We start from the raw sequence: 11860 nt of genomic DNA on the forward strand, positions 1-11860 counted from the left end.
CCCAGTGACGAAGTCGATCACTGCGCGCAAACTTCCCACCAGCACCAATACGGCCAAATGGGACTAACGTCCTAGGGCGTGCCGACTCGGCAAGTCGGCTGATCGCGGTGCCAGAGCGTCACGATCCGGCCGTTCGGCAATGTCCGTTCGGCAATCGAGGAGAAGCCTGTCGTGGCCGCGGCCTGCGCCATCGCGGGCGGATCCACTACCGGCAGGAACTCGTTCTGCGTGCCGGTCGCTGTGAACAGCAGGCATGCCTTACTCGCTTCGCCGCTCAAGCTGTCCTGGTACACAGTCAGCCAGCGCTGGTAGTCCGCCAGCGTGCTGCCTGCTTCGGTGGGCTTGATCTGGGTCACTGCCACACCGAAGCCCTTCTTCTGCAGCATCGCGAGCTCAACGGTATTCACGTTGAACAGGCGGTCACGGAAGCCGAACGCGGTCATTCCCTGCAAGGCATGGTTGTCGATGATCATTTGCGAAGCCCAGTCAACGCTCGCAATCCACGCCAGCGAATCCTCCGGGCTGATCGGTTCGGGTTCCATCGAGTCGAGGCCAAGTCCCGAGTAGACCTGCGCGACACCGCGGCCGTCAGCGACTTTGGACAACCCGAGACCGGGAATGTCGACCAGCAACGGGCGCGCGGTCGGCAGCCGGAGGTCCACCAGGGGAACTACAGCGACGACGCCGACAATGGCCACGACGTACGGCAGCACGCGTCGCAGCCGCACGTGCGCGCTGTACAGGCCCCACAGGGCCACCAGCACCATCGGCGGGATCAATGGCAGCGAGAATCCGTTGCCGTTCGTCCGAGACGACGCGAACGCCGCGAGCCCCTCGGCGACGAGCACGGCCAGAGGGAAAAGAGGTGAACGCACTGCCGAACGGGTGAACTCCCGGAAACCGTTCGCTCGGGCTCTCCGGATCGCGACGTAGATCGCCAGCGCCAAGCCGACGCACAGCACGACGACATGCGGCAGGTACTGCTCGAGGATCAGCATGCGCAAGCGCGCTACCCAGGCCACAGGATTGAAGACACCGGAATCGGTGCCGTATTCCGCAGCCTGCGGGCCGTAGCCGAACCCGACGAGATAGCGGTAGACGAGCGCACCGTTCGGCACCAGCCATAGCCCCGCGACACCCGCCGCGAGCGCCAACGCGCCCGCAAAGTGGATAAGTCGCCTCCGCCGGTCTTCTCCGACGACAGCCTGCACAAAACCCGCGAGCACCAGCGCCGGAATGAAGGCGATGGTCATCGTCCTGGTGAGCGGCATCAGGCCGAGGAAGACACCGAACGTCAGCGAGGCTCCGAGTTTGGCCAGGTTCTGGGACCGGATCAAGAAGTACAGCGCGGCGAGCGTGACCGCGGCGGCGGGTGCGCCGAAGTGGTAAGCCCGCGACTCCACGATCAGGCCTGGTGCCGTCGCGATCAGCACCAGCGCGGGCCAAGCCAGCTTCGGGCCGGCAAGCCGGTGGGCGATCGCATAAGTCAGCAGCACGACCGCCAGACCGGCGAGGAGCGGCACGGCGAACGCGGCCAGCACGTTGGGCCCGGTGACGAAGAACTGGAGCGAGGTCAGCGCGGGTGTCAGCGGCGCCTGGATGCCTGGCCATTCGATCGCGGTCACCCAGCCGCTGAGACCGCCGCGCACCGCGTTCTGGTAGTCGTTGACGGCCATCGAGACGTAGCCCGCTTCATCGATCTCCAGCAATTGCTTGCGTCGATACAGCACGAGCCACCGGGCATTGACGATCAACCAGGTCGCGGACACCGCGAGCAGGACCCAGGTACTAACCCGTACACGTTGGACCCATCTAACCCCCACCATGCCGAACAACTTACGTTAGAGCAGGTCAGAAGCTCGCATCGGGCCAGGATGCTGGGGGCAGATCCGAACCGATCGAGTTACTGCCGGACGTGGTCTCAGGTCTGGACCATCACGACCGGCTCGGTTACTTTGGGGAAGATCGCAGTTACAACTGCGCCAGGAGCGGGACGGCAAGCGTGCGTCGGGGGGCGCCCACGTCCCGCCTTCACCAGGGGGATTCACCGCGTCCAAGACACCCCTGCGTGGGGTGACGCGGCTCTTCGCCGTCGTCGCTGCCGCGCTGACCATCGGTGCGTTCGTCACGCCGGTCGCGAGTGCCGCACCGATCAAGCTCGTGCTGGCTCCTTCAGTCGACAACAGCACCCGGCTGATCAGCAAACCCTTCTCGATCACACTGACGCTCACCAACCAGACCGATCAGCCGCTGAACGGCGTCAAAGTCAACGCGAGCACGCTGTCCGGCTCGAACCTCAGTGTCTCCGACTGGAACGGCCTGGCGAACACGAGGCCCAACGATCCCGGAGTGACCATCGGAGCAGGCACGACTCGCTCCTTCACTCTCACTGCATCGGTATCCACCTGGAAAGGAAATCCGCTAGTACGGTTCAAGGCTACGATGCCGAAGGAGTACCAGCAGACGACGGACCTCACGGTCCCCATGGTCGACCCGACCACCACATCCGGGAATGTGGCAGGCGTGGTCTACGGCGACCGCAACGGCAACGAGGCGTTCGACGAAGGCGAGGAGCTCGCCAATGTACCGGTCCTGCTCTCCTACTGGGCCGATGAGCGTAGAACCGTCACGGACGTGGACGGCAGGTTCGCCTTCGCCGACGTGCCGGCGCGGCGATACTCGATCTTCGCCAGCGACCTGCCGGATGGCTGGATCTTGCCGTACGCACAGATCTACGCCGACGTCGATGGCACCACGGACGCCACGCCCAGTGTGCGTGCGATCCGGCCGCTCTCGGACACCCTGCACGCCGCTGCTTCGTTCGATCGTGAGGTCTACGCGCCCGGTGACGCGGTCGAGGTGACCTTCACCTTGAGCAACGTCGGCAGCGAGCCGGTGTCCGGCATCAGCGGATGGTGCGACCGGTACGGGGACGGGCCTGACCACATCGCAGGCTGGAAGTCGTGGTCGGATCTCGTCTGGCCGGCCAAGTTGACTCTGGCACCCGGTGAAACACGTACTTTCCATGAAGTCGGCACCGTTCCAGCGGTCGCGAACCAATACGGCGGCTTTTACGCGGCGTGTGACTTCGGTCCGGAGCAAGGTGTGGATGCGGGATATCCCGCAGTCACACCTTGGGGCAAGGTTCCCGGTGAATCCGTCGACGTCAATGGCCGGATCTACCACGACGACAATTTCAACTCGACGTTGGATCCCGGCGAAGCGATCGCGGACACCGCTGTCAGCCTGGTCGACGTCGACGGTCAGACCACGGCGACAGGTACGACCGACGGTGATGGGCGGATGGCTTTCGCGGCGATTCCAGTGGGACCGTACAAACTCCTCGTGGACGGCTGGGTTCCTGCCGACAAGAGCGAGTTCCAGTTCACCGTAGGCACTTGTCAGGGCTGCGGCGGCGAGCGGTACATCATCTACAAGCGTTGATCCGACGCGTGGCCCGGCGGAAACGCCGGGCCACGCGTCAGGAAGCCGCGTTGAGCACCGCTTCGGTCACCCGGTCCCGCCAAGCCGAGTCGATGCGGCCGACGCGGGGCGCGACCGCGAAGGAGTCGACGACCGCGCCGCCCAGGGTGGCCACTTTGGCCCAGCGGACCTCGGCTTCGCAGCGGCGCAGGGCACCCGCGACGCGGAAGAGCAAGCCGATGCGGTCGGCCGCGCGCAGTTCCAATACCACCGTGTCCGAGCCGCTGGTCTCGTCGTCGAACCACAAGACCTTGGCGGGGGCGGAAACCTGGGGCGTGGCGTAGTCCCGCTCCTTGGCGGCGATGCGCTGGGTCAAGGGCAAGGTTCCCGCCACCGCGCGGGCGAACTGCTCGCGCAACAACGCCGTGTCCGGGAGTGAGCCGAACTTCGGGGAGGCCGTGAAGACGCCCGCGCGGCCGCCGTCGTGGCCGCGCAGGATCGCGGTGTGGACCTCCAGCGAGTGCAGCGCGAGCACGCCTGCCGCTGGGGCGAGAAGTTCGCTGCGGCCGGGGACCGCCAAGACGACCGTCACGACCTTGCCCTCGGCGGAGATCTGGACCTCGCCGTGGCCTGAGGAGACCGCCTTGGCGACCAAGTCGCGCTGCTGGTCGGTCAGGGGGTCGGGGACGCTCAAACCCTTGCCGTGCATGGCGTGTGAGCAGCTGGACACCAGGTCGGCCAGCAGCCGGGCCTTCCAGTCCGTCCACACTCCCGGGCCGGTGGCGAGGGAATCCGCGGTGGTCAATGCGTGCAGCAGCTCCAACAAGACCGGGTCGTTGTCGAGGGTCTTGACGATGCGGGCGACCGTGGCCGGGTCCGAGATGTCGCGGCGGGTCGCGGTGTGGGGCAACAGCAGGTGGTGTCTGACCATTGCGGACACCAAGGATGCGTCCTCAGTGGACAGACCGAGCCGAGTAGCGACCTGCAAGGAGATGGCCGCGCCGAGTTCGGAATGGTCGGCTTCGCGGCCCTTGCCGATGTCGTGGAGGAGGGCTCCGATCAGCAGCAGGTCCGGGCGGGAAACCGTGGTGGTCAACCGGGATGCCTCGACCGCCGCGCGGACCAGGTGCCGGTCGACCGTCCAGGAGTGGACCGGGGAGCGGGGTGGGAGGTCGCGGACGGCTCCCCACTCGGGGAACAGGCGGGCCCACAGGCCGGTGCGGTCCAGGGCTTCTACCGCGTCGACCAGCCCTTCGCCCGCGCCGAGCAGCTCGACGAGTGAGTTGCGGGCGTCGGCGGGCCAAGGGGTGCGGAGTTCGGGGGCCGAGTCCGCCAGTGTTCGGAGGGTGCCGTGGGAGATGGGCTTGCCGGTGCGGGCCGAGGCCGCGGCGACACGTAACAACAGCGCTGGATCTTTGGCCGGGATCACGTCTCGGGCGAGAGCTACTTCGTTGCCGTGGAGGACTACGCCTTCGTCCAACGGGGTTCGGGCTGGGCGGCGGCCGAAGCGGGAACGGGGAGCTTCCTCTGTGGACCTCAAAGCCACGTCGACCGCGTAACCGACCGCACGACCTGCTCCGGAGAGCTTGCGGGCCAAGGAAAACCTGTCGCCGAGGTCCAATTCGGACGCGACGAGGTCGGCTTCGGTGGCTCCGAGGATGTCTCGGTCGCGGCGAAGCTCTCGGCGCATTTCGGTACGGACATCCAACAGGAGTTCTTTGGCTGCGCGGAGTTCTTCGCTCAATCGATCTGTCAGCTGGGCCAGTGCCAATGCCTCGAGTACGCCGATGTCGCGGAGGCCTCCCCTGCCGTACTTGAGGTCGGGCTCGGCGGACTGGGCGATTTCGCCGCTGCGTTGCCAGCGGAGGCGGACCGACTCTGCCAAGGAGGGCAAGACTTTGCGGGCTGTGCGGCGCCATTGGTCGCGGGCCGCCGAGGCGAGGCGGCCGGTCAACGCGGCGTCGCCCGCTATGTGGCGGGCGTCCAACAGGCCTACGGCAGTACGCAGGTCTTCCGAGGCTACTTTGAGTGCTTCGCCGGGGGTTCTGACCGAGTGGTCGAGGCCGACGCGCGCGTCCCACAGGGGGTACCAGAGCGCGTCGGCCACCTTGGCGACGTCGGGGTTTCCGTTGTGGAGCAAGAGCAGGTCAAGGTCTGAGAAGGGCGCGAGCTCTCGTCTGCCCAGGCCGCCCACGGCGACCAGCGCGACACCGGGTTCCGCGGTGTCGACGCCGGCCGCCGTGGCGCCCTTGCTCAACCAGAACTCGTACAGGTCGACCAGTGCGGCGCGCAACGCGGCCGCGCCCAGCCGTCCGTGCCTGCCCTCGAGCAGGCGCTCGGTGGCCTTGACCAGCTCTCCCCCGTCGACGGCCACGGCTACAGTGCGTCCGTCCCGCGCTCGCCGGTGCGGACCCTGATGACCGTGTCGACCGGGGTCACCCACAGCTTTCCGTCGCCGATCTTGCCGGTGTGGGCTGCCGTGATGATCGCGTCGAGTACCTTCTCGACGTTGGTGTCGTCCGTGACGACCTCGATCCGGAGCTTGGCGACGAAGTCGACCGAGTACTCGGCGCCGCGGTAGACCTCGGTGTGGCCCTTCTGCCTGCCGTAGCCCTGGACCTCGCTGACCGTCATGCCCAGCACGCCGAGCTGCTCCAGCGCCGAACGGATGTCGTCGAGTGTGAACGGCTTGACGATGGCGGTGATGAGCTTCACGCCTTGCTCCCCTCAAGTGAAACGGACTTGACCGGAATAGTGCTCGGCGAGCTGTGGCCGCCGCCACCGGAGCCGGTGAAGTCGTAGGCGCTTTCCGCGTGCAGTGCCTCGTCGAGGCCGTTGACCTCGTCCTCGACGCTGACCCGGAAGGCGCCGATCTTCTTGAGCACCCAGCCGATGAGGAAGGTCAGCACGAAGGAGTACGCGAGCACCGCGGCCGCGGCGAGCGCCTGCTTGCCGAGCTGGTCGAGGCCGCCGCCGTAGAACAGGCCGTCCGCGCCGAGCGAGTTGACCTTCTTGGTGGCGAAGAGGCCGATGAGCAGGGTGCCGACGATGCCGCCGACCAGGTGGACGCCGACGACGTCGAGCGAGTCGTCGAAGCCGAAGCGGAACTTGAGGCTGACCGCGAGCGCGCAGAGCACACCGGCGACGAGGCCGATGATGATCGACCCGATCGGCGTGACGAAACCGCAGGCCGGGGTGATCGCGACCAGGCCGGCGACGGCGCCGGACGCGGCACCGAGGGTGGTCGGCTTGCCGAACTTCAGCTGCTCGATGATCAGCCAGCCGAGCACGGCCGCGGCGGTGGCGACGGTGGTGTTGGTGAACGCGACGGCGGCGAGGTCGTTGGCGGCCAGCGCCGAACCGGCGTTGAAGCCGTACCAGCCGAACCACAGCAGGCTCGCGCCCAGCAGCACGAACGGGACGTTGTGCGGGCGGCCGGTGTCCTTCGGCCAGCCCTTGCGCTTGCCGAGGACGATGGCCAGTGCGAGACCGGCCGCGCCCGCGTTGATGTGGACCGCGGTGCCACCGGCGAAGTCGAGTGCCTTGAGGTTGTTGGCGATCCAGCCGCCGACCGCGTCGGCGCCGACGAACCCGTTGAAGGAGAACACCCAGTGCGCGACCGGGAAGTACACGATGGTCACCCAGATGACGATGAACAGCACCCAGCCCCAGAACTTCACCCGGTCGGCGATGGCGCCGGAGATCAGGGCGGGGGTGATGATCGCGAACATCAGCTGGAACATCACGAAGGCGAGGATCGGCAGGCCGTCGGCGCCGGGCCACGGCACCTCGGGCGCCGAGTCGGTGGCGGCGGTGACGAAACCGGCCAGCTTGCCGAAGGTGTTGCTCAGCCCGGCGAAGTCGAAGTTGCCCAGCAAGCCGCCGAACGCGTCGTTGCCGAACGACATGGTGAAGCCGTACAGCACCCACAGCACGCCGACGACGGCCAGCGCGATGAAGTTCATCATCAGCATGTTCAACACGCTCTTCACGCGGACCATGCCGCCGTAGAAGAACGCCAGTCCCGGTGTCATGAGCATGACCAGCGCGGCGCTGGCCAACACCCACGCGGTGTCTCCTGCGTTCAGCACATCGTCCTCCTGTGCGCGGATTTCATTGGGGCGCAGTTTTGGCCCGTGGTGTTTCACCGGGCGGCGTTGGAGGTTTCGCGGGAGTGAACTGTCGGTGCTGGGTTGTTACGGCCGCGTTTCGTGACACGCGGGTGGGAATGTCCGGATGCGAAACCTCGTGGTCGAATAGCGACATGACCAGCAGCGGGCACGGCAATCACTTACCGCCACCAGCCGTACTCGACGTCCTCCTGTGCTCTGTCTGCGGTAACCCGCTCGTCCTAACGCAGCGCACCCTGCGTTGCGAGCTGGGTCACTCGTTCGACGTAGCCAAGCAGGGATACGTGAACCTTTTGCATGCGCGAATACCGGCGGGCACGGCCGACACCCCGGACATGGTCGCGGCGCGCGTGGCGTTCCTCGGCAGCGGTGTTTACACGCCGCTCGCCGACGAGCTCGCGAAGCACGCGACCGAGGGACTGGTCGTCGACGCGGGCGCGGGCACCGGCTACTACCTCGCGCGCGTGCTGGACGCTGTCCCTGCCTCACACGGCCTCGCGCTGGACGTGTCGGCCGTCGCGTTGCGGCGTGCCGCCCGCGCGCACGAACGGCTGGGCGCGGCCGTGTGGAATCTCTGGGAGCCTTGGCCGGTGGCTTCCGGATCGGCTTCACTCGTGCTCAACGTCTTCGCGCCGCGTAACGGGCCCGAGTTCCACCGGGTGCTGCGGCCGGGCGGGAAGCTGGTGGTCGCCGTGCCGAATCCCGGGCATCTCGGCGAGCTGCGGGACCTGATCGTCTCCGTCGACGACCGCAAGGAAGAACGCCTCGACGCCACGCTGGCCGAGTACGTCACGCTGGAGTCCCGCACGGAGGTCACGCGCACGGTCACGCTGAGCCCCGAGCAGATCCGCCAGGTCGTCGGCATGGGCCCCAGCGCCCACCACCTGCACAAGGACGGCCGGGCGGACCAGCTCGCGTCGATCACCGAGCCGGTCGACGTGACGACCTCGTTCACCGTCTCGGCCTACCGCCGATGACGCCGGCGACCGCGATCACCGACGCGGCCTGGGTGCGGGCACGGATCGGGGGCGCCGCGAAGCTGTACGGCTGCGCGTCGCCGCTGGTGCTCGGCACCGTCTGGTGGTATTCGCTGTCGTCCGTGCTCATCGGACCCGTGGTGGAGGCGCTGGTCCGCGACGGCGTCGCGGCCGATCCCGCGCTGGACACCGTCGAGCTGGACATGCTGCCCGACGGCCGGTTCCGCGGCGCGCACGCGAGCAGGGCGCTGCCGGGTGACCTCGCGGCCGCCGGCACGGCGATGGCCGACGCGTACGAGCCGGTGATCGCGACGATCGCCGAGGTCAGCGGCGCGCGGGTGCCCGCGCTGCGCGCCATCGCCACGGACTCGGTCGGCAACCGTCTGCTGTGGACGGTGGACCCCGAGCGCGCGATGACGCTCGCCGAGCCGCTGGTCGCGGCCATCGGGCACGGCTGGCCGAAGCCGCGGTTCGTCAGGGTCGGACGCAACCCGGTGGTCCGGCGCGCGTCGTGCTGCCTGATCTACGAGACCGCGAACGCGTCGAAGTGCACGAGCTGCCCGCGGCAGCGCCCCGACGAGCGCGAGCGCCGCCTGCGAGCGGGATAAAGCGGGCTTTACTCCCCGGGATAAAGCCCGCTTTACTTCGCGGAGTAAAGCCCGCTTTATCCCGGCTTCAGCCGCCGAACTCGTTGTCGGCGGTGTTGAGGAGCCAGCCGCCGAACCGTGCGCCGTTGGGCGCCAGCAGCGAGGCCGCGAAGGTCGCGCCGGTCTGTTTCAGCATCCCGACACCCCACGGGCTGGTCAGCAGGATCTCGGCGCGCAGGTCGCCGTCGAAATCGGCGATCGCGCCGAAGTGGTTGTCGGCGGTGTCGAGCAGCCAGTCGCCGAAGCGTGACCCGTTGGGCGCCATCGACGGCACGGTCAGCGCACCGCCGATCTGCTTGAGAACGCCGATGCCCCAAGGACTCTTGACGAGAATCTCGAAGCGTGTGTCGGCGTCGAAGTCGCCGACCGGCCCGAACTCGTTGTCGGCCGTGTTGAGCAGCCAGCCCCCGAGCCGGGTGCCATTGGGCACCATCACGGGCGCGCTCAGCGTGCCGCCGGACAGCTTGAGCACCCCGATACCCCACGGACTGGTCACCAGGATCTCGTCGTGCCCGTCCCCGTCGAAGTCACCGACCGGCCCGAACTTGTTGTCCGCCGTGTTCAGCAGCCATTGCCCGAAGCGCGACCCGTTGGGCGCCATCATCGACACGGTCAGCGACGCGCCGGACTGCTTGAGGATGCCGATGCCCCACGGGCTGGTCACCAGGATCTCGTCGTGGCCGTCACCGTCGAAGTCGCCTGCCGGGCCGAAGTGATTGTCCGCCGTGTTGAGCAGCCACTGCCCGAACCGGGTGCCGTTCGGCGCGAGCATCGAGCTGGTCATGCTGGTACCGGACTGCTTCACAATGCCCAAGCCCCAAGGACTTCGCACCAACAACTCGGTTCGCCGATCCCCGTCGAAGTCGCCGACGGGCCCGAACTGGTTGTCGGCCGTATTGAGCAGCCACTGCCCCAGCCGCGTCCCGTTGCCCGCCATCGCCGAGGTGACCACTGTGCCGCCGAGCACCTTGAACACGCCGAGCCCCCACGGGCTGGTCACCAGGATCTCGGACCGCCCGTCACCGTCGAAGTCGCCGAGCGGGTCGAGCCGGTTGTCCGCGGTGTCGAGCAGCCATTGACCGAAGCGGGTGCCGTTCGGCGCCAGCATCGGCGCGGTCAGCGCGCCACCCGACTGCTTGAGCACGCCCATCCCCCACGGGCTCGTCACGACGATCTCCGCGCGGCCGTCACCGTCGATGTCGCCGACGCGTGCCGGCAGCCGGGTCGCCGCCGAGATCAGCTGCCGCAGGTCGGGACGGGTGCCGATGCGCTGGGTCGACGGCTTGCCCGGCGCGTCCCGCTGCGGCGAGCCGGTCGCGCGCAGGAGCGCCCGCGCGCGGGCCGGGCTGAGGCGCAGCGGACCGCGGCCGTGGAAGATCCCCTGAAGGCAGGCAAGTGCGCCGACGACGATCGGTGACGCGCTCGACGTGCCGGAGAAAGTGTTGGTGTACCAGAGATCCTGGCTGGTTCCGCCCTGCAGATCGCCGTAGCCGGCCGACGTGACCTCACGGCCCCAGCCCTGCGTGTCGACGCGCGCGCCGTAGTTCGAAAAGTCGAGCCGTGAGCGGTCCGGGCCCCAATCGGCGCCGTGCGTGCCGGGCGGTGGCGCGCCCGCGCCGACCACGATCGCGCCAGAGGACGGATTCGCCACGTTGAACGGGTTACGCCAGGTACTGGGGAATCCGGCGGGCCGCCGGTCGTAAACGGCGTCGTCGAGATTCTGGAATCCGTTGCCCGCCGCTTCGACGACGAGCACGCCTTTGGCGATGGCGTACCGGATGGCGGCGAAATCGTCCGGCCACCATTCGATCGCGATGTACCCGTGCTGGCCCTGCGCTGGCTCGGGCGTGTTCGGGCCGGGACGGTGGATCTCCAGCAGCAGGATGTCGCCGGGTCGCAGCTTGTCCGCGGCCGCGCGGATGGCCTTCGCGGTCGACTGGTCGTGGAAACTCGACCCGGCGACCCAGGCGTCGGAGGCGATGCCGAGCACGCCGAGCCCGTTGTGGTCGCCGCTGATCACGCCGAGCACGGCCGTGCCGTGGTCGAGGCTGCGCTGATCGATCGCCGCGGTCCCGGCGAGCACGCCGCCCTGGCCCCGCGTGAGGTCTTCGTGGGTGAACCGCCACGCCCATTCGCAGTCGACGACGCGGACTCCCCGGCCGCGTCCCCCGGCGATCGTCCAGGCGTAGCGCGCGTCGATCCCGCCCGGCGCGGGATCCAGATACCCTTGGCGCGCGCTGAAATCCGGGGTCACGGCCGGTGGATCGTCCGCGCTCGGCACCATCGTGTTGAGCGTCGGCTCGACCGCGGCCGACGGTGGTTCGCCGTCCGGCTTGACGTACGCGCCGTCGACGAGCTCCTCCGTTCGGAGCACGGCCGCCAGGTCGTCGAGCACGGCGTCCTCGGCCTCGACGCGGTAGTACGTGGCCAGGTCGGGCACCTCGGTGTCCTGCAACGCGACGATGTTGGCACGTAGTCGTTCCTCGCTGAGGCCGAACAGCGGCGTCAGGCGGGCGCCGTGCCTGGCCAGTGCCGAGGACAACGAGCCGATATCGGCGTCAGCGGCCGAGGCCAGTCCCGCCGCCCGCGCGCGGAGTTCGGCGTCCGGTTTGGTGACGACGACGAGTTCTCGAGCCATTTTGGGTCCTTCCCCTCGCGAACACCCAAAGTCGCTCTACGCTCC

8 protein-coding genes are annotated in these 11860 nt (G+C 68.1%); 3 read left to right on the top strand and 5 right to left on the bottom strand.

What is annotated here, in order from left to right; translation table 11 throughout:
• Window positions 1-71: 71 nt before the first annotated feature.
• Window positions 72-1769 (bottom strand): ArnT family glycosyltransferase, encoded by a 1698-nt coding sequence (locus AB5J62_RS30615; protein ID WP_370943434.1) that lies wholly within the window; start codon window positions 1767-1769, stop codon window positions 72-74.
• A 304-nt stretch (window positions 1770-2073) separates the two neighbouring features.
• Here AB5J62_RS30615 and AB5J62_RS30620 point away from each other — a divergent pair, with 304 nt between their 5' ends.
• A complete protein-coding gene (locus AB5J62_RS30620; protein WP_370943435.1) occupies window positions 2074-3444 on the top strand; it encodes a hypothetical protein in 1371 nt (456 codons plus the stop codon).
• Between the two features lie 37 nt (window positions 3445-3481).
• Here AB5J62_RS30620 and AB5J62_RS30625 read toward each other — a convergent pair whose 3' ends face one another.
• Genes AB5J62_RS30625 through AB5J62_RS30635 form a run of 3 tightly spaced genes read right to left on the bottom strand, consistent with a single transcriptional unit; the run spans window position 3482 to window position 7514 of the window.
• Window positions 3482-5797 carry a [protein-PII] uridylyltransferase gene (locus AB5J62_RS30625; RefSeq protein ID WP_370943436.1) on the bottom strand — a complete coding sequence of 772 codons (2316 nt, stop codon included), beginning with the start codon at window positions 5795-5797 and terminating at the stop codon, window positions 3482-3484.
• Between the two features lie 2 nt (window positions 5798-5799).
• Entirely contained in the window at window positions 5800-6138 is a 339-nt protein-coding gene (locus tag AB5J62_RS30630; protein WP_091297359.1) for a P-II family nitrogen regulator, read from the bottom strand.
• Window positions 6135-7514 carry an ammonium transporter gene (locus AB5J62_RS30635; protein WP_370943437.1) on the bottom strand — a complete coding sequence of 460 codons (1380 nt, stop codon included), beginning with the start codon at window positions 7512-7514 and terminating at the stop codon, window positions 6135-6137. The genes AB5J62_RS30630 and AB5J62_RS30635 overlap by 4 nt, the downstream gene beginning before the upstream one ends.
• A 173-nt stretch (window positions 7515-7687) precedes the next feature.
• Here AB5J62_RS30635 and AB5J62_RS30640 point away from each other — a divergent pair, with 173 nt between their 5' ends.
• Window positions 7688-8530, top strand: a complete 843-nt coding sequence (locus AB5J62_RS30640; protein WP_370943438.1) for a putative RNA methyltransferase — start codon at window positions 7688-7690, stop codon at window positions 8528-8530.
• Entirely contained in the window at window positions 8527-9138 is a 612-nt protein-coding gene (locus AB5J62_RS30645) for a (2Fe-2S)-binding protein (protein WP_370943440.1), read from the top strand. The genes AB5J62_RS30640 and AB5J62_RS30645 overlap by 4 nt, the downstream gene beginning before the upstream one ends.
• A 67-nt stretch (window positions 9139-9205) precedes the next feature.
• Here AB5J62_RS30645 and AB5J62_RS30650 read toward each other — a convergent pair whose 3' ends face one another.
• Window positions 9206-11815, bottom strand: coding sequence for a S8 family serine peptidase (locus AB5J62_RS30650; RefSeq protein ID WP_370943441.1), 2610 nt, complete (start codon window positions 11813-11815; stop codon window positions 9206-9208).
• Between the last annotated feature and the right edge of the window lie 45 nt (window positions 11816-11860).

The sequence above is a fragment of the Amycolatopsis sp. cg5 genome, from assembly GCF_041346955.1.
Taxonomy (GTDB): Bacteria; Actinomycetota; Actinomycetes; order Mycobacteriales; family Pseudonocardiaceae; genus Amycolatopsis.